This is a genomic window from Exiguobacterium sp. s129, assembly GCF_018617585.1.
Lineage (GTDB): Bacteria > Bacillota > Bacilli > Exiguobacteriales > Exiguobacteriaceae > Exiguobacterium > Exiguobacterium aestuarii_A.
This window is the reverse complement of sequence record NZ_JACSKL010000005.1, coordinates 36,840-56,148: the sequence shown is the minus strand read 5'-3', so window position 1 is coordinate 56,148 and position 19,309 is coordinate 36,840. Positions and strand designations below refer to the sequence as shown.

Sequence of the window (19,309 nt, the reverse complement as noted above, 5' to 3'; positions counted from 1 at the left end):
ATTGTCTCCTCCTTTGTTATACAATGACGCGCAATACGCCATGATTCGCTTCTACTGTTCCTGTGTAAGTTGGCAATACGTCTAAATAATGATCGGTATTCGTCACAATGATTGGCGTGATCGTGTCATATCCTTCACGAGCGATGGCATCCATATCAAACCGGACGAGCGAATCTCCTTCTTTCATTTTCTGTCCATCCGTCACAAGTGTTTCAAAGTACTTCCCGTTTAATTTAACCGTGTCTAAACCAATGTGAATCAATACTTCTACACCTGTATCAGATCGAAGGCCGATTGCATGTTTTGATGGGTAAACCGTGACGATTTCGCCGTCAAACGGAGCATACACGGTACCTTCTGAAGGCATGATGGCAATCCCTTTCCCCATCGCCCCACTTGAGAATACTTCATCTCGAACCGTTTCAAGCGACACGACTTCTCCTTTCAATGGAGCTGAGACCGGAAAGCCTACCTGCTCAGATACAGACTGGGCGACCTCTTGTTCTTGCGACTCGACCGTCGCTTCTTCTTTGTGGAAGACCATTGTCAACACGAGAGCGACCACCGTTGCTACCGCCATTCCGATAAATGCTCCGTAAAATGCTAAATCGACACCCGTTGGAGGAATCATGACCGGAATGCTAAAGATTCCGAGTCCTCCCATCGCATAAGCTGCTGTACCGAACAAACCTCCTACTACACCACCAGCCGCTCCACCAACTACTCCAAACACAAATGGTTTTTTACGCGGAAGCGTCAAGCCATAGATAGCCGGCTCCGTAATTCCAAACACACCTGCGATTGTGGAAGATGTTCCTAACCCTTTCACTTTCGGGTTTTTGGCTTTTAAGGTAATCGCGAGAACCGCACCTACTTGACCAAATGTGGCCATCAATACACCGACAACGATCGTATCCATGCCGACGACCGATAAGTTGTTGATGATGATCGGCACAAGCCCCCAGTGAAGCCCGAACATGACGAGCACTTGCCAGAACGCACCGATGAATGCGATCGCGATGGTCGGACTTAATTCATATAAGAATGAGTATCCGTTCGCCAACCCTTGACTCGCATACGTCGCGACCGGTCCGATTGCTAAAAACGTTAGCGGGACAACGAGTAACAATGCCATCATCGGCGTCGTGAAGTTTCGGACGGCCTCATGTGTATGACGGTTGAAAAATGCTTCTACTTTTGAAGACACGTATGTCGCCAAGATAATCGGAATAACCGAAGATGCATAACTCATCAAGACGACTGGTACATTGAGAAACGTTAATGACTCACCTGCTCCTTGAATGGCGACAATCGAAGGATAAACGAGCGCACCCCCGATAATCATCCCAATATACGGGTTCCCACCAAATTTCTTCGCAGCCGAATGTCCTAAAATCACTGGTAGAAAGTAAAATAGTGCGTCTGCCGCGGCATTCAAGACGACATACGTCCCCATCTCTTGCGTTAATAATCCGAGCGCAACGAGAATCGCAAGTAATCCTTTCAACAAACCACTACCTGCCATCGGTCCGAGAATCGGCGTAAAGATTCCGGCAATCACATCGATCAATCGGTTGAATACACCTGATTTTTCTTCATCATCGGTCGAAGATGTCTGGAAACCACCGACGTCGACAACCTCTTTGTAGACGTACGGTACATTGTTTCCGATGACGACTTGAAACTGTCCGCCGCTTTGAACGACGGTGATGATACCATCTTGTTGTTTCAATGTTGTCGCACTCGCCTTTGATTCATCTTTTAGTTTGAAGCGCAACCGCGTTGCACAGTGAAAGACGCTTTTGACGTTTTCCTTACCACCGACATGTTGCACAATCGTTTCTGCCAGTTGTTTGTATTGGTCCATCTTGTTCACTCCTTATCATTTTAGGTAAAAAGAAAAACCTAAATCACCACACAACAAATTGTGTAGTCATTTAGGTTTGGCCTGCATCATCAGTAACCATCCTTAGGATCGGCGTTCTTTCATTAAGTTTTCGATATGAATCATCATATACAGCCTTTCGTCCATCGATACGTCGTAACGATATTTCGTCGCGATCAACCCGGCGATTTTTTCGACACACTCAAACGCTTCCGGATATCGCTGCTTCACCATCAGGAACAAGGTTTCGTCACCCGTTGACTTGACCTTCTCTCCAGATGCAAGGCGCTGCACAAAATATTTTAAATGTGTCAAAAAGCGTGCATACGCGTATGACTCTTCGTCCAATTCGATTTGAAAATGGTACGTAATGATCGTCAGAATCGCTTGCGTAGCTCTCGTCATCTCGGTGACAAGATGCAGGTTTTCACCTTTGACACCAGACATCGTCGCATTGACGAGATGTAAGGCAATCGCAACTGCCTCGTCTTCATCAAGTTTGACCTCGTGCCGCTCATTGATCAGTTTAACCGCTTCTTTTCCGATAGCGAACTCCGGTGCATAAAATCGTTTCACTTCCCAAATGAGAGGATTTCGAATTTGGATTCCATCCTGATACCGACTGAGCGCAAAATGAAGGTGGTCTGCTAGCGTCACATATAACGAATCATGGATTGGTTGATCCAATCGTTGTTCAGCCAACCTGACAATCTGCTTCACTGTTTCCATCTCATCTGTCGGCATTTCATTTAAAAAGTGAACGAAACGCTCATAGCTTTCTTTACTCTCGAGCGTAAAGATTTTTTCGATTCGTGTCTGGTCAATTTGATCGCCAGGTCGCTTTTGAAACGCAATCCCACGTCCCATCACAACCTGCTCTTGACCGTTCGCATCGATTGCTACGACATTGTTGTTGAACACTTTTGAAATATGCATGGTCTCCTCACCTCGCTCTCATTCAACTGAACTGAAAAGAAAAAAACCTAAATTCACACCAGAGTCCAATATGGAGTCATGGCATCAATTTAGGTTTTGCCTGCATCACCAGTAACAATCCCAAAGTGGATTTTCTTCTTTTCGATATAAGCATACTCCCTAGAAATCTTGACGTCAACATAAAATTAAAACGCTTACATCGTGACCGTTTTATTCATCGAACAAGACCCGCTGCATCCGCTCTGGCGCATCCAAATAGTCGCGCATGACCTTTACATGTTCCAGATCATCAAACGCTGTCGGAGTAAGCCCCGTCTCCACTTGCAAAATCATCGCACCTGGATACGACATTAAAATGGGTGAGTGACTCGCAATGATGAATTGACTGCCGGATTGTACGAGTTCATGCATGCGCGCGAGCATCGTCAGCTGACGCATCGGCGACAATGCGGCCTCTGGCTCATCTAAAATGTAGAGACCCTCTCCACGAAATCGGTGTAGCATGAGGGAGAGAAACGCTTCACCGTGTGACTGTTCATGAAGAGAACGTCCGCCGTATGATTCATAAAACCGTTCAGGATTTCGCCCTGATTTCGCAATCTCGTCCACATAACTTGATAGCTGGTATGCCGTCTCGGCACGTAAGAAAAAGCCATCTTTCGGACGATACGGGCCTCGAATCGGACGAAGCGCTTCAAACAAGGAACTATGCGTCGACTCTGTTTCAAATTGGAAGGAAGGTGCTCCGCCTTCTGGATTGAATCCGGCCGCGACCGCCATCCCCTCAATCAACGTCGACTTTCCACTCCCGTTCTCTCCAACGAGAAACGTGACCGGATGATGAAACGTCAGTTCATCGAGTGTCTGAAAGATTGGTAACGTATACGGATAGCCTGTCGAACGGATTCGTTTCCTCTCTAACCGTACCCCACGCAAAAACAAAGTCATGTCCATTCGATCCAAAATGTCGCCCCCTTCTCTGAATCAACCCCGTAAGAAAGCCCTTGTGCTTCAAGAAGTAATTTCGTGATGGCGAGACCTAGGCCATGTCCGTTCGAGCGGTCTCCTTTCACATACATATCCCAAATGGAATGCTGGATGGTAGGGTCAATTCCCTTCCCTTCATCTGTCACTTCTAATCGATTTGGCGTCAGTCTGATGGTGATGCATCCCCGAGGAGGACTCGCTTCATACGCATTTCTCAAGAAGTTCGAGAGAACCCGTTCCATCGCTAGTCGGTCAGCTTGAATCATTACAGACTCCAATTGTAAATCGAGCGTCACGTCTTTTTGTCGGAACCACTCGGACATCCGTGAAGTCAGTCGACGAATCAAGTCATCTAGTTGAAGCGACTCTATTTCAAGCGGAATCGTACCGGACGACAACTTTGAATATTCGAGCATCTGGTTGACGAGTCGGTCAATCCGGTCCACTTCCTCGGTAATACTTTTTCCGGTCATCGAAATATCCGATGTCTCCACAACACCTAGCTCCAGCATCTCCGCCTCGTTCCGAACGATGGCGAGTGGTGTACGCACATCATGCGTCACCCCGGATATAAATGATTTTTGAAGCACCTCTTTTTCTTGAAGCGATTCATTCATACGACCGACCGTGACGGTCAAATCCCCAATCTCGTCATTCGTCACATTCGGTAGAGTGATGTCGTGTCGTCCCTCCATGATCGATGCGGTCGCTTGCTTCAACTCCACGAGCGGCTGCGTGAGCCGACGACTCATCCAAAATGTGACGCCGATGGCAACCAACAGTGCCAGGATAAACCCACCTGCTAGGATAAGATAGATTTGCTGAAACTGTGGATTCGAGAACGGTACGGGGCTGTACGTCACGATTTGAATATCCCCATCTTCTTGTAAATACGTCAAGAAGCGGGTGCCGTTCACACTCACTTCGTCCTGAACCGCTAAGTCATTCGGGTCAAGGCTGATCGGCATCATGCGATGCATCCGTCCACCACGTTCGAGCTCGACCCGTTGTCCGTCCTGAAATAGGAGCACGTCTAGTTGACCTGGAATCCCACGTCCCTCTTGAACGGCCTCATACACAATCGCCGCCTCGCGCTCCAATTGTGCATATGTTTCGTCTTCTGCGAAACGTCCGATCAATAATGACGTGAGTCCGAAAGTTAAGAGTGCCATCACAGCAAGTGGTAGAACAGCCGTCCACAGTAATTTCTTCATCAACCGATTCATGACAGTCCCTCTAAGCGATAACCGACCCGGTGAACGGTCTTCAACTGTTCTTTCAGTGTGGGTGATTTATCACGTAGTTGTTTAATATGAGTGTCGACCGTACGCGTATCTCCGACGAACGCGTAGTCCCATACGTCGTCGAGCAGGCGATTCCGGTCCAACGCCTCTCCGACGTGCTTCCATAGATACAAAAGTAGTTCATACTCCTTGTTCGTCAGTCGAAGCGGATATCCGTTCTCCTGCACCATTCTCGATTTGATGTCGATAGTGAGCGCTCCGAATTGAATCACATCGGTCTGTTTGACGAGACGTTTCAGACGAATCTCCAGCTCTTTCAAGACAATCGGTTTGACCAAGTAGTCGTCTGCCCCGAGCTCCAATCCGAATACGCGATCATCTGCCTCACCTCGCGCCGTCGTCAAGATGATGGCAGGTGCGGGCTGTTGCGCTTTCAATGTCGGAATCAAGGTCCATCCTTCTCCATCCGGTAAGCGAACATCCAATAAGATTGCATCAAATCGTTGGTGCAGCTGTTGTTTCGCCTCACTCAAGGTCATCGCCACGGTCACCTCAAACCCGGCATAGGTTAAAAAACGGGACATGCCGTCCGCCAGTTTTTGTTCATCTTCCACAACGAGTACGTTCATCTCATATCGCCTCCACATCCATTATATCGCACACATCGAACGTCCCACCGTTTCCCAAAGACAATTTGCAGAAATCTTGCAACTCCCTCACAACTTCTAACGCCTTCAGTTCTACACTTGAAGTAACAAAGGAGGAGATACACATGAAATCAACAAAACTTGCAATCGCCTTGGCGGGTCTTTTAGCCGTCTCGGGCACAGGCGTATATGCCGCGACGAATGACACGACGACAGATGAATCGACAACGACAGCATCCACACAATGCGAACGTGGTGAACGGGGTCCTGGTATGTTCGGTGAACGAGAAGCGGGGCATGCCGCCCTCATCGAAGCGCTCGGTTTAACAGAAGAAGAAGTGGATGCTGCTCGCGAAAACGGGCAATCACTTCCTGAGCTTGCAGAAGAAAAAGAGATCTCAATCGAAGCGTTCATCGATGCCATCATGACATCGCATGAAGAAAAACTGGCAACCGCTGTGGAAGAAGGAAACTTGACGCAAGAAGAAGCCGATCAAATCCTTGCGGACCACGAAGAACGTTTTGCCGATGTGACGAGTTACGATGACTTAGAAGATGCTCGCGGCATGCGCGGCGGACGTGAAGGGGGTCGCCATGGGCATGGGCACGGTCCACATCATGACGATTCATCCTCTTCAGATGACGATGCTTCAACAGAGAGCGACAGCAACGTAGAAAATCAAAGCAACAACTTGTAAGTCAAAAGGCAGCCACCGCATGTGGCTGCCTTTTCATATGACGAGTAATAACAACGCATAACCCAACAATCCGATCAAAAACGCACCAAAACTACTTTCACGTTCAGCAGGCAACTCTTCTTTCATGACGTTCAAAATCACCCCTCCTGCCAAAAAAGCGACAACGATGGACAAGCCGAGTTCATTTACTTCTGCAAATGTACCGACTCCCCATCCTATAAGCACGGCAAGCGCTAAGAAAATCCGCCCTTGTCGATCATAAAGTTGCTGATGATGCTGACGCAATCCTTGATCAACCGTTACAAAGTGTATACCGAGCGCCACAAAGTAAAGGAACATCATGCCATTCGATTGAAACTCACTTTCTGCGAGTACATAACCGATGCTAAACGTATATAGCGTGAACGAACCGATGTGAATCCAAAATACATACGGTTTTTGTTTGCGTTTATTGGCCGTCGCGAAACGTTCGAGTCCATAAAAGACAGCTAGTCCTAACATACTGATAATCAAGATATGGTTTTCAAGGGAAGCGAAGACGTTATTCCCAATCTCTCCTTCAAGTTCGCGTTGATATTCATTTAACTCTGGCAACAGATGAAGAAATACATAAGCAACGGCAATCCCGCCAGCCACTGATAAAAAACGGCTCCTCGGCACTTCACGTACTTGAATGAGCTTTCCTGAAAAAAAGTGAATCACGGCAAAACCGAGTGCAAACCAAAAGCTTAACTCGAACACATGAGCCCCTCCCACATTAAGACTTCTCTCTATGTGCTCTTACCCTTTCACCATATGCTACATTCATTTCCGATTAGATTGCTCTTGTTTCTTTCTTTCTCGAATCTCTTTCTCCACTCGTCGTAACGCTTTTTTCGATCCTCGTGCAAAGTCGTGCGCTTCCTTTCGTTCTTGATACGTCGTAAACAACGTATCCAAATCATAGTCAGCCGGATAAAGTTCCGTTGCCCGTGCTTCTAACCGGACACGACGACTCGGCAACACTATATACTCTGCATCCACGAACACTCGTACATGCCGACGCGATGCATCAAACGAATAGACAAGACCGACTTGATTCGTCTCCAGTAGACGGACACGGTCACCTTTTTCAAAACGCTCTGCTTCTTCAAGTGGTACCACTTCCACTTCTCGCGTTATTTTAGATTCATCGACTTTCGTAGTGTCATACGTTTTCTCGTTCATGTAACGAGATGCCTGTTTGAGAATCGCTTCCGGTAACTTCATCTTGCGAGCGATAAACAAGGCGTTGCTATCGCCAGACTGCCCCATAAGGAGTCTGTATTTCGGTTCGAGCGTTTCCGGGTCAAACTGCATCGCAGCGTTCATGAAATCCGGATGCGCTTCAGAATACGATTTGATTTCTCCATAATGCGTCGACGCCACAACGATCGCGCCCCGTTTATATGCCGCTTCTAAAATCGCAATCGCAAGAGCAGCCCCTTCATTTGGTTCCGTCCCACTTCCGATTTCGTCGAATAACAAGAGCGACCGTTTTCCAGCGGTTTGCATGATTTTCGCCACATTGTGCATATGTGCCGAGAACGTACTGAGCGCCGACTCCAAATCCTGATTGTCTCCGATATCGACGAACACCTCATCGAATGTCGAGATGACCGTATCGGGATGGGCAGGAATATGCAGACCCGTCATCGTCATGAGACTGAGGAGTCCAATCGTTTTCAATACGACAGTCTTTCCGCCGGCGTTCGGTCCCGTGATAATCAAGCCGCGATAGTCCGTACCGATGGCAAAATCGAGTGGCACAGCGCTTTCTAAGAGCGGATGGCGTACTCGTTTCAATTGGATGCGCCCGGTCGAATTCACATGCGGTGTCACGCCATCAATCGACTGACTGTACTTCCCTTTGGCGAAGACCATATCGTACTGGGCGATGACGTCGAGCGTCGCCTCGATTTCAGGAAGAACTTCTGCCACCGCTCCCGTCAACGTCGCTAGTACTTGATACACTTCTACCGCTTCTTCTGTACGTTTGACGACGAGTTCGGCGTTCAACTTCGAAATGGCTTCCGGTTCAATAAAGACCGTCGTGCCGCGATTCGATGTGTCCACAATCGTACCTGCTACTTTATGCTTATATGAAGCTTTGATTGGAATGGTGAAGCGGTCCTGTTTTTTCGTGACGAACCCGTCTTGAATCATCTCGCGATTGGCGGCGCTCTTCAAAAACTTGGCCAACCGTTCCTCGATCCGTCCTTCGAGAATATCGACTTGTTTTCGAATCCGCTTCAACTCTTTCGACGCCTCATCGACGACCTGACCGGCTCGAATCGCTTGCGTGATGTCTTCTTCGAGCGTTCGCCATTCGCCCATTCCGGCAGCATATGCGGACAAAAGCGGTGCGAAAAATTCATGTTCGAGCATGAATCGCTTCAGCTTGCGAGCGCCACGTAAAAACTCGGCGACCGCTTCGAGCTCGTTTGCTTCGAGTTGAATTCCGCGTTGTAGTTTGCCGATGATCGTCTCCATATCAGACACGCCGATGAATGGCACGTGTGACGTCGCATCTAAAATCGCTCGTGCTTCAGACGTTTCCTGCAGACGTTTCTTCACCGTCGCAATATGGCTCGTCGGACGTTGCTGCCTGAGTAGTCGTCTTCCGAATCCGCTGATGCAGAAACGCTCTACTTTTGTCATCAATTCATTGTATTGTAACTTTTCAAATGTTTGTTCGTTCATGTGTCTCTCTCCTCAAATTGTAGATTCGAGATACCGCGCAAACAAAAAAGCGTCGGTCGATGACGACCAACGCAAAAAGACAGACTGGTGTCTGGCAGTTTTTGATGGGCGGTATCTGTAACGGAACATGACGGCATGACAAAAACACGTGTCATCCGACATTTTTCAGTTCGTTAGGCAGATACAACCTCACTCATCAACATGCAACACCTTTCTTCAATAGATTCGCCCTTACTATACAATAAATTCACTACCTTGTAAAATTTTAGAGAACGCTTTCAAAAAAAGACTTGTGTCTCAAATCAACACATGTTATGTTGAACGTGAAGAAACGAATAGCGATCACATGTGACTGATTCGATCAGGCATGGGGTAAGACGTACGGTGCATGCCACCCGTCTATACTCCATGCCTGTTTTGTTTTTCCTCGTTTTGAGTTAAGAAAGGATGTAGAAGATATGTTATGGAATAAGTTAATGAATCGACACAAACCGACACTGCACTCGCCAATGGAAGGAGACGTTATTCCACTCGATCAAGTAGCGGACCCGGTCTTCAGTGAAAAGATGATGGGGGATGGCATTGCCATCACACCGACAGACGGAGCAGTCGTCTCACCAGCTGACGGAGAAATTGTACAAATCGCTCCGACCAAGCACGCCATCGGTATTCGGACCGAGGATGGTGCTGAGATTTTGATTCACGTCGGACTCGACACCGTCGAACTCGAAGGTCGACCGTTCAATCTCCGTGTAGATGTAGGTGACCACGTGAAAACAGGACAGCTGTTAATGACAGCCGACTTGTCCCAAATCCATCAAGCTGGTAAAGACACGGTCACGCCAATGGTCGTGACGAATGGTGGCGCGCTTGCCCATCATTACGCCTTCACATTCACGAAGGAAGCCGTCCCGGGTAAGACGATTGTCGCCCGAGTGGAAGCGTGACTCCGGAACAAGGAGGACACATGATTAAGATCAAAAAGATTTTGAACAACAATGCGGTCATCGTCTCGGACGATGGGGAAGAAAAGATTGCGATTGGTCCTGGTGTCGCCTTTAAAAAGACGAAGAACGACATCGTCAATCCCCATAAAATCGAAAAATTGTTCATCATGCCGGAAAACGATAAGTTCCAACAGTTGTTGAGTCGGATTCCCGTTGAACACTTTACCGTTTCCGAGGACATTATTTCGTACGCAGAAAAACGGCTTGAGACATCATTTAATGAACATATCCACATCGTCCTGACCGACCATATCTCATTTGCCATTGAGCGGGAGATGGAAGGCATCTCACTGCGGAACAAACTGTTGAATGAGATTAAAATCCTTTATCGGAATGAGTACGAGATTGGACTATGGGCGATTGAACATATCGCAGAAAAATTGAACGTCCAAATGCCGAAAGACGAAGCCGCGTTCATCGCGCTTCATATCCATACGATGAAAGTGAAAGGAGGTGATTTACGCAAGACGGTCAAACAGACAACGATTGTCCGCGACATGATTCAATCGATTTCACGACGACTCGATGTATCCATTGAAGAAGATGACTTATCCTATCAACGATTATTAACACATTTACGGTTCGTCATGGATCGGGTCAACCATTACGATCATCACACGATTGATGAAGACATGCTCCGCATGATTCAGACGAAATTCACGTCTGCTTATGCGTGCGCATCTGATGTCGCAACAGAAATGGAAGAGACATATGGCATCGTCTTGCCCGAGTCAGAACTTGGCTATATTACGCTCCACATTCAACGCCTACAAGATCAACACCATCAAAAAGGAGGAAATCAAAAATGATGAACTTTTTCCAACGTCTCGGACGTTCCCTCATGTTACCGGTTGCCGTACTTCCGGCTGCCGCGATTCTCATGGGGATTGGTTATTGGATTGACCCAGTCGGCTGGGGATCTGAAAACATTGCAGCTGCATTCTTAATCAAAGCGGGTGCGGCGATTATCGATAACATTCCAATTCTTTTCGCAGTCGGGGTCGCTCTCGGAATGGCTAAAAACCGCGATGGTTCTGCAGCACTCAGCGGACTCGTCGCCTTCTTGACCGTCACAACACTTCTCTCTGCTGGCACGGTCGCGTTGTTCCAAGGTGTGGATGTCGAAGCCGTCAACCCAGCATTCGGGAAGATTGCCAACGCGTTCGTCGGGATTCTTTCTGGTCTCGTCGCTGCTTCGATGTACAACCGCTTTAGTCACGTCAAATTACCGGATGCCCTCGCGTTCTTTAGTGGGAAGCGTCTCGTTCCAATCATGACGGCATTCTCGATGATTCTCGTATCGGTCGCGCTCTACTTCATCTGGCCGGTCGTTTACACAGGCCTCGTTGGATTCGGGGAATCGATTTCTAAACTTGGCGCATTCGGTGCCGGACTTTACGGATTCTTCAACCGTCTCTTGATCCCAACCGGGCTTCATCACGCCCTCAACTCGGTCTTCTGGTTCGACGTTGCAGGCATTAACGACATCGGGAATTTCTGGTCTGGTGAAGGTGAGAAAGGTGTAACGGGAATGTACCAAGCAGGTTACTTCCCAATCATGATGTTCGGTCTCCCGGCCGCAGCACTTGCGATGTACCATACAGCGAAGACAAAGCGTAAGAAACAAGCAGCTTCACTTCTTCTCGCAGCTGCATTCGCTTCATTCTTTACAGGGGTAACTGAACCACTCGAGTTCTCGTTCATGTTCCTCGCACCAGTTCTTTACCTTGTACACGCAGTCCTTACAGGAATCTCGCTCTTTATCGCGGCAACGTTCCAGTGGACAGCCGGTTTCGGGTTCAGTGCAGGATTGGTTGACTTCGTGTTAAGCTCACGCTTGCCACTCGCGAACCAACCGTACATGTTACTCGTTCAAGGTCTCGTGTTTGCAGTCATCTACTATGCAATCTTCCGCTTCATGATCGTGAAGCTCAATTTGGCAACGCCAGGTCGTGAACCGGATGAAGTCGTTGATGCAGTCGCAAGTGAAACGACAGACGGCGAAACGAAAGTGGCGCCGGTCGCATCTGCTTCAGGTAACGAATTCTCAGCGATGGCGAATATGATCTATGATGGTCTCGGCGGTGACAGCAACGTCACAGGAATCGAGTCTTGTATCACACGCCTACGCGTTGATGTCAAAGACATGGATACCGTCAACCAAGATCAAATCAAAAAAGCCGGCATCCCTGGCGTTAAAGTCGTCAGCCCGAATCATATCCAAGTCATCGTCGGTACAAACGTTCAGTTCGTTCTCGATGAGATTGAAAAAATCCGTAGCCACCGCGCCGGATAAACGTCGAAAGCCACCTCATTCAGGTGGCTTTTCTTGTTTTTGTGCATAGTGTTTATAAAATTGAACGAAATAGTAGAGGAAAATCCATGGCAAAATATATTGTGTGAGCCACATGAAGACCTTAAGTACTGTATGCACAATATATGGTCCTAGCCCAAATAAAAATAATACGACTAGTAAAGCGACTCCTAAACCTATGTATATCTTTTTACTCAACTCATACACCCCCTTATTTTCCCAGTTCAGTGTAACACAAAGAGCCTGCCGCAATCGGACAGGCTCTAATCACATTTGACGAAGTCGGGAAATCCGCTCGACGGGATCAGGGTGCGTCGAGAACAAACCGCTCACTTTCTTCTTAAGTGGATCGGAGAAGTACAGTGGTGCAGAGGCACTCGACGCTTGCTCGACCGGCGTTTCGACATTGGCAATCTTCTCAAGCGCTGAAGCGAGAGCATCCGGGTTTCGGGTCAGTTCCGCTCCACTCGCATCTGCTAGAAACTCACGATTACGTGAGATCGCCATATTGATCAGCATCGCGATGAGCGGAGCCAACACTAATAAAACAAGTCCGATGATGAGGAAGATCGGATTCTGATTTTGGTCACGTCGTCCCCCACTGATGCTTCGGAAAAATAACATCCGTGAGCCGATATCACTCATAATGGCGATGACCGAGACGAGTGCGAGTGTGACCGTCGAGAGTCGCACGTCATAGTTTTTAATGTGTGCGACCTCATGCGCAATCACACCTTCCACTTCTTCACGAGACAATCGCTCTAGTAGCCCCGTCGTGACGGCGACGGCCGCCTTTTCCGGCTTCAGTCCGGTCGCAAATGCGTTCGGTGACGGATCGTTGATGATAAAGATACGGGGCATTGGCACTCGCGCGACCATCGCCATGTTTTCGACCGTATGCCATAAAAAGCGGTGTTCTTCCACCGATGTCACCTCTTGCGCCCGATTCATCTTCATGACGATATTCGTGCTCGACATGATGACGATGCCGACATAAAACAAGGAGAACACTGGTGTGAAAATCAAACCTGGGATTGCGTCTCCATAATTCACATAGGAAATGGCTGCCCCGACGAGAAGGACAAATAAGACAAACCCTGTGACGATGAAGACCGTCTTCACTTTATTCTTTCGAATCTGTTCATAGAGGAGCATACTTGCCACCTCGATTCATCAAAACGAGACGCGAACGTTCTCGCGCTCTTCGGCACGCGCCTCGAGCATGTCGCGCTTTTCAAAATGGTGTACAGAGGCAATGATGTTCGTCGGTACCGATTCGATTTTTGTGTTGTACTTCATGACCGTGTTGTTATAGAGCTGACGCGAGTATGCGACCTTGTTTTCCGTCTGCGTCAATTCTTCTTGCAACATCTTGAAGTTCTCGTTTGCCTTCAAATCCGGATACGCTTCACGAAGCGCGAATAGATTTTTCAACGCCCCGCTCAGTTGATCATTCACCGCCATCTGATCTTGGCGATTTGACTTCTCCCCGAGCTGATTTCTCAGTTCGACGACCTTCGCGAGCGTCTCCTGCTCGTGTTTCGCATACCCTTTCACCGTCTCGACCAAGTTTGGAATCAAGTCATACCGCCGCTTTAACTGTACATCGATTTGAGCCCATGCTTCATCGACCCAGTTTCGATATTTGACGAGTCCGTTGTACATCGAAAAATAGATGAGTACGAGCACGACAACCGCTACAATCGCAATAATCCACCCCATGTTGGCACCTCATTTCTTCATTTTCTCCTGTATTAATTCCCTTTACTCGTATAAGATAAGCTTAACTTTCATAAAAATTAGCAAATGGTTGCAATTCTTAATGCGTTGATCACAAAGGAGTGTACGCAATGGTTGTCACGAATGCCGAAGTACGTTTGACCGAATTGTTCGAAGAGATGGTGTCACTAAGACGCCATTTTCATCAATATCCAGAGCTATCTTTTCAAGAAGTCGAAACTCCGAAGATGATCGCCTCTTATCTCCGCGAACTTGGGATTGAAGTGCGTGAACACGTTGGCGGTAATGGGGTCGTCGGTCGAATCAAAGGCGGTGACGGCCCGACCATCGCGTTACGGGCCGACTTTGACGCGCTTCCCATCCAAGATGTGAAAGACGTCCCGTATCGTTCAAAAGTAAACGGGGTCATGCATGCTTGTGGACACGATGCCCATACAGCGACGCTTCTCGTCCTCGCGAAAGTATTGACCGAGATGGACCTCCCGGGAGATGTTGTGCTGATTCACCAGTTCGCCGAAGAATTGGCTCCTGGTGGCGCTAAGCCGATGATTGAGGACGGCTGTCTCGACAACGTGGATTATATCTACGGTGCGCACATCTGGACACCTCTCCCATTCGGAACGATCGGCGTCAAAACAGGTCCCGTCATGGCGGCAGCCGATCGCTTTGAATTAACCATCACAGGACAAGGTGGACATGGTGCGATTCCGCAACATACAGTCGATGCCCTCATGGTTGCCGTGAACGTGGCGAACCATCTCCAACAAGTGGTCAGTCGACGCATCGATCCGCTGGAACCAGCCGTTCTCACCATCGGGACTCTCCATTCCGGTCAAGCGTTCAATGTGATTGCCGAAGAGGCCAAGTTGTCTGGAACCGTGCGTACATTCACTTCAGAGACGCAAGAAAAAATCATCACGGATATGGAACGTATGATCCGTTCTGTCTGCGCTGCGAGCGGTGCCGAGTACGCGCTTGACTATATAAAAGGCTATCCAGCCGTCGTCAACCATATGAGAGAAACAGAATTCGTCCGCCAAAGTGCGAAAGACACCGTCGGCGAAGACGGTGTCATCGAGATGGCACCACTCATGGTCGGAGAAGACTTCGCTTACTATTTAGAACAAGTACCGGGCAGCTTCTTTTTTACAGGAGCTGGGAACCCTGAACTCTCAGCGATTTTCCCTCACCACCATCCTCGTTTCGATGTGGATGAACGAGCGATGTTACACACGGCTCACATTTTGCTAGGCGCTTTACAGCGTACTTGGATGACACATGAAAAAGAGGATTGATGCAATTAGCATCAATCCTCAAGTTGTTGACGAACCAGATTCGTTGCACGACCTGATTCGTTTTCTTTATTTTCTAATTAGAAAAGTCAAGCAACCAAAAGATGGAAAATGTTAAAAACATCAAACATCTCTTTTTTATTTCTATGTAACTTTCTGAATAAATTTACTTGATGTATTGAGAGTGAAACGAACGCGTCATTGTAATATCCCGAGAGAACAGAGTTCCAATCCCCTTAACAAACACAACCCATGAAAAAGTCCCATGTCCATAAGCCTTTCCACTCTTTTTTGTAGAGCTCAATGTAGCGTATGCTTGGTTTTGCTTCCAGTGGAAACCAAGAGTTACTCCAGTGTGAGATGTCCACACTTTTGTTTTGGTAATTAGTCCGTTAGACCCTTTAGTAGCCGTGACATACAAGTTTAATTTAGATGCACCATGCCATTGGCTCTTTGAAAATGTAGTAGTTGCTGCATTGACAGTCTGTGGATTAAATAAATCTAATAAGTTATTGTTTGATTTATTATCAAGAGATACCTCTAAAGGCGATTGAGCTTCAGCAATAAACTGTTCAAACTCTTCGATCGAATCAAAATTCATAACGATTGTATCTGCTGAAATTTCTTCTTCACTGATTGGTTGTAGGTTATTTGAAGATAAAATTGATTGAATTTCTTTTTCTTCAGATAAAGTCTTTGAAGTGGCTATTGCTTCTTGCGCCTCAATAAATTCATATTCGGCAGACGTCATATGATCTAGAACTTCTTTAGGCTCGCTTTCAGCTTTTGGTAATACTGTTCCTCCAAACATTAAAGTTGTTGCTAGAACAGTCGATAGAATTACTTTATTTAGCTTCAATTTTACGTTCTCCTTTTTTTCTGAAAATAATTTTATAAACGAAAAATACAATTGTAGCAGCAGCAGCAACATTAATTGTTTGCCAAATTATATCTAGCATTAATTCCCCTCCTCGCTTCCCTTTCACTATTGTATATCTTATCAATTATTTACCTTTTTTAAAATACTTTTTTGGAATTTTTTGTTTTTGACCATCTCATGAAAAAAAGACACCCTTCGATAGGGCGTCTTTTTGCTCTAGTATGCCTTTCTCAACGTAATCATCGGCATATTAAATCCATCTTTCAGCTTTAGGATTAGCAATTCGCATCAATCCTCTTCTTTGACTGGTTCTGTTAATTCAGAAACGAGCACTTGGTCAACTCGTTTGCCGTCCATATCGACGACTTCGAAACGAAGACCGTACGCTTCGACCACGTCACCCCGCTTCGGAAAATCACCTAATGCGTAAATGACAAGTCCGGCGAGCGTATGATACGAGTTGCGTCCCTCATCGAAGCGATCGTCCCGAATCTCGAACGTTCGTTTCAAGTCCTCGATCCCGAGTAACCCGTCCGCTAAATAAGATCCATCCTCACGACGAACCACTTCCGGTGTATCTTCTTCAATCATGACTTCTCCGACGATTTCTTCCAAAATATCGAACAGCGTGACCATCCCAAGGAATCCACCGTATTCATCTAAGACGAATGCGATCTCGACACCATTTTTCTGCATCATCTGAAGCACTTGGCTCGCTTCACGTTGTTTTGGCACGATCAGCGGTTGCTTGATGCGCTTTAAAATTTGTGACGGTTCACGCAATGTCGGTAACGTCAAAATGTCACGCACATCGATATATCCGACAAAGTCGTCGAGTGAGTCGCGACCGACTGGTAACTTGTTATGCTTACTCTCGTAAATCGATTTTTTCATGTCGTCCATGTCATCCTCTAAATCGACCCATTCAAGCGTCGTCCGTGGTTGCATGAGCTCATAAATCAATTGATCATGGAACGCAAAGACGCGTTCGACTTGTTGCACTTCTTCATGGGCGAACTGACCTTGCTGAGCCCCCTCAAAGAGAAGCTGTTTAATCTCAAGCTCAGTCTCTCCACTCGTTTGTTCTGCCTTTAATCCAAGGAGTTTGAATAAGAAGAGCGTTGATTTCGATAAAATCCAAATGAATGGGCGCATCAACTTGCTAAATAGATCGAGCGACGGAATGATTGCCATCGTGACTTTTTCAGGCGAGACGAGCGCAATCCGTTTCGGGACCAATTCACCAATGATGAGCGACAGATACGTAATAATCGTAACGACGGCCACATAAGCAACGGTTCCGGCATACTGCGTACTCATTCCGGCTTGTTCAAATGCCGATGCGAGCGGTGCCGAGAAGCGTGCGCCCCCGTATGCCCCGTTAATAATCCCAATCAATGTGATTCCGACTTGAACGGTCGACAACAAATCTGTCGGGTCTTTCGAATAATGAAGCGCAATCTTGGCACTTCGTTTCCCTCGATTTGCTTCAACCTCAAGTTTTGCAGGTTTCGATGAGATGAGCGCAATTTCTGTCATCGCAAAAATCCCGTTCAACACAATCAAAAACAAAACAATCAACAAATCAATCACTATGGAAGAATCCACTTTTTTCATCACCTCAGCTATTTTTAACTAAATCAGGCGAGAATTCTCCCTCCTCTAAGCGTCTCGGGGCGTAGCCCGGCGTAGGTGGGGGATGAATCGCCCGGTCCAACAGTTTGCTCTCCCTGTGACAGATATGACGAACAAAAGTTCGTCATTCCGTCAGATTCTCCCTCCCCCTCCACGGGTATCGGATGAGGAAGACACATCACAATCTTCTGAGGGGAGGAGGGACAGACATGCTGAAAGGCTACACATACCGGCTCCACCCGACGGCGGCACAGGCCGAGTTCCTCATCAAGACGATCGGCTGCGCCCGGTTCATCTACAACAAGCTGCTCGAGGACCGGATCGCCATCCGCGAGGAGGCGAAAACGGGGAGCGGAACGAGACGGAAACCGGCGACACCCGCCTCCTACAAGCCCCTGTTCCCGTTCCTCGCCGAGGCGGACAGCCTCGCGAACGCAAAGCTGAACCTCGACACCGCGTTCACGAAGTTCTTCGCCGGGACGGCCGGCTTCCCGGTGTTCAAGTCGAGACGAAAGGCGCGCGCCTCCTACACGACGAACAACCAGCACGGCACGATCCGCATCGAGGCGGGCAAGGTCCGGCTGCCGAAGGTCGGGTTCGTGCGCTTCACCCAACATCGCCCGTTCGAGGGCGTCATCCGGTCGGCGACGGTGTCGATGACGAGGACGGGCAAGTTCTTCATCTCCATCCTCGTCGAACAGGACGATGCACCATGGATCCCAGCCGAGAACAAGGTCGGGATCGACCTCGGCCTGGAACACTTCGCGGTCATGACGAACGATGCGAGGGTCTCGGAGAAAATCGCAAACCCACGTTTCCTTCGACAATCCGAAGCGAAGGTCAAGAAGGCGCAGCGCGCTTTGTCACGCAAGAAGATCGGGAGCAAGAATCGTGAAAAGGCCAAATTACTTTTGGCCAAGAAACATGAAAAGATTGCCAACCAACGCAAGGACTTCCTTCACAAGCTGTCGAGACGAATCGTTGACAAGAACCAAGTCATCGTCGTGGAGACATTGAAATCAAAGGATATGATGCAAAACCATAAGCTCGCCAAGTCCATCGGGGATGTCAGTTGGTACGAGTTCGTCCGGCAACTCGAATACAAATCAAACTTCTACGGACGGACGCTCATCAAGGCGGACCCCTGGTTCGCATCGACGCAGATCTGTTCTTCTTGTGGCGTAAAAGGCGAGAAGAAGACGATGGATGTCCGGGAATGGACGTGTGCCTGTGGCGCGCATCATGACCGTGACATCAACGCGAGCATCAACCTATTGAGGCTGGCCGACTGACAATCCTTCAGGGCAGGGACTGCCCGACGAG

At 47.9% G+C, this 19,309-nt stretch carries 17 protein-coding genes; 6 read left to right on the top strand and 11 right to left on the bottom strand.

Features of this window, described 5'->3' with window-relative positions; genetic code table 11:
• Window positions 1-16 precede the first annotated feature (16 nt).
• From KNO92_RS07370 to KNO92_RS07350, 5 genes are all read right to left on the bottom strand, one after another.
• Complete coding sequence (locus tag KNO92_RS07370; RefSeq protein ID WP_214760676.1) at window positions 17-1,867, bottom strand: beta-glucoside-specific PTS transporter subunit IIABC; 1,851 nt, start codon at window positions 1,865-1,867, stop codon at window positions 17-19.
• Between the two features lie 102 nt (window positions 1,868-1,969).
• Complete coding sequence (gene licT / locus KNO92_RS07365; protein WP_214760674.1) at window positions 1,970-2,821, bottom strand: BglG family transcription antiterminator LicT; 852 nt, start codon at window positions 2,819-2,821, stop codon at window positions 1,970-1,972.
• Window positions 2,822-3,031: 210 nt separating this feature from the next.
• Window positions 3,032-3,775: an AAA family ATPase gene (locus tag KNO92_RS07360; protein ID WP_214760816.1), complete on the bottom strand. Its 744-nt coding sequence runs from the start codon at window positions 3,773-3,775 to the stop codon at window positions 3,032-3,034.
• Window positions 3,766-5,034 (bottom strand): HAMP domain-containing sensor histidine kinase, encoded by a 1,269-nt coding sequence (locus KNO92_RS07355; protein WP_214760672.1) that lies wholly within the window; start codon window positions 5,032-5,034, stop codon window positions 3,766-3,768. The genes KNO92_RS07360 and KNO92_RS07355 overlap by 10 nt, the downstream gene beginning before the upstream one ends.
• Complete coding sequence (locus KNO92_RS07350) at window positions 5,031-5,681, bottom strand: response regulator transcription factor (RefSeq protein ID WP_214760669.1); 651 nt, start codon at window positions 5,679-5,681, stop codon at window positions 5,031-5,033. The genes KNO92_RS07355 and KNO92_RS07350 overlap by 4 nt, the downstream gene beginning before the upstream one ends.
• A 143-nt stretch (window positions 5,682-5,824) precedes the next feature.
• On the opposite strand from KNO92_RS07350, the gene KNO92_RS07345 reads away from it, so the two are divergent.
• Window positions 5,825-6,397, top strand: coding sequence for a hypothetical protein (locus KNO92_RS07345; RefSeq protein ID WP_214760666.1), 573 nt, complete (start codon window positions 5,825-5,827; stop codon window positions 6,395-6,397).
• Between the two features lie 33 nt (window positions 6,398-6,430).
• On the opposite strand, the gene KNO92_RS07340 is transcribed toward KNO92_RS07345, so the two are convergent.
• Together KNO92_RS07340 and KNO92_RS07335 are read right to left on the bottom strand one after the other, a co-directional pair.
• Window positions 6,431-7,138, bottom strand: a complete 708-nt coding sequence (locus tag KNO92_RS07340) for a hypothetical protein (protein WP_214695720.1) — start codon at window positions 7,136-7,138, stop codon at window positions 6,431-6,433.
• 63 nt (window positions 7,139-7,201) lie between these two features.
• Entirely contained in the window at window positions 7,202-9,118 is a 1,917-nt protein-coding gene (locus KNO92_RS07335; RefSeq protein ID WP_214760664.1) for an endonuclease MutS2, read from the bottom strand.
• A gap of 458 nt (window positions 9,119-9,576) precedes the next feature.
• Between KNO92_RS07335 and KNO92_RS07330 the strand changes: the two genes are divergently transcribed.
• The 3 genes from KNO92_RS07330 to nagE are packed head-to-tail and all read left to right on the top strand — an operon-like array spanning window position 9,577 to window position 12,421.
• Window positions 9,577-10,065, top strand: a complete 489-nt coding sequence (locus KNO92_RS07330) for a PTS sugar transporter subunit IIA (protein ID WP_214695711.1) — start codon at window positions 9,577-9,579, stop codon at window positions 10,063-10,065.
• Window positions 10,066-10,085: 20 nt separating this feature from the next.
• Window positions 10,086-10,934 (top strand): PRD domain-containing protein, encoded by an 849-nt coding sequence (locus tag KNO92_RS07325; protein ID WP_251126982.1) that lies wholly within the window; start codon window positions 10,086-10,088, stop codon window positions 10,932-10,934.
• A complete protein-coding gene (gene nagE / locus KNO92_RS07320) occupies window positions 10,931-12,421 on the top strand; it encodes an N-acetylglucosamine-specific PTS transporter subunit IIBC (RefSeq protein ID WP_214695709.1) in 1,491 nt (496 codons plus the stop codon). The genes KNO92_RS07325 and nagE overlap by 4 nt, the downstream gene beginning before the upstream one ends.
• A 285-nt stretch (window positions 12,422-12,706) precedes the next feature.
• Here the strand turns inward: nagE and htpX are convergent, their stop codons facing one another.
• Entirely contained in the window at window positions 12,707-13,594 is an 888-nt protein-coding gene (gene htpX / locus KNO92_RS07315) for a zinc metalloprotease HtpX (protein ID WP_214695707.1), read from the bottom strand.
• A gap of 18 nt (window positions 13,595-13,612) precedes the next feature.
• Window positions 13,613-14,161, bottom strand: coding sequence for a LemA family protein (locus tag KNO92_RS07310; protein ID WP_015880351.1), 549 nt, complete (start codon window positions 14,159-14,161; stop codon window positions 13,613-13,615).
• A 128-nt stretch (window positions 14,162-14,289) separates the two neighbouring features.
• Here KNO92_RS07310 and KNO92_RS07305 point away from each other — a divergent pair, with 128 nt between their 5' ends.
• Window positions 14,290-15,474 carry an amidohydrolase gene (locus KNO92_RS07305; protein ID WP_214760662.1) on the top strand — a complete coding sequence of 395 codons (1,185 nt, stop codon included), beginning with the start codon at window positions 14,290-14,292 and terminating at the stop codon, window positions 15,472-15,474.
• 163 nt (window positions 15,475-15,637) lie between these two features.
• On the opposite strand, the gene KNO92_RS07300 is transcribed toward KNO92_RS07305, so the two are convergent.
• Window positions 15,638-16,330: a hypothetical protein gene (locus tag KNO92_RS07300; RefSeq protein WP_214695703.1), complete on the bottom strand. Its 693-nt coding sequence runs from the start codon at window positions 16,328-16,330 to the stop codon at window positions 15,638-15,640.
• A gap of 309 nt (window positions 16,331-16,639) precedes the next feature.
• The gene (locus KNO92_RS07295) at window positions 16,640-17,968 is read right to left on the bottom strand and encodes a hemolysin family protein (RefSeq protein ID WP_214695701.1); all 1,329 of its coding nucleotides are present in this window, start codon (window positions 17,966-17,968) and stop codon (window positions 16,640-16,642) included.
• Between the two features lie 227 nt (window positions 17,969-18,195).
• Here KNO92_RS07295 and tnpB point away from each other — a divergent pair, with 227 nt between their 5' ends.
• Window positions 18,196-19,278, top strand: a complete 1,083-nt coding sequence (tnpB, locus tag KNO92_RS07290) for an IS200/IS605 family element RNA-guided endonuclease TnpB (RefSeq protein ID WP_214760660.1) — start codon at window positions 18,196-18,198, stop codon at window positions 19,276-19,278.
• Window positions 19,279-19,309: the final 31 nt, after the last annotated feature.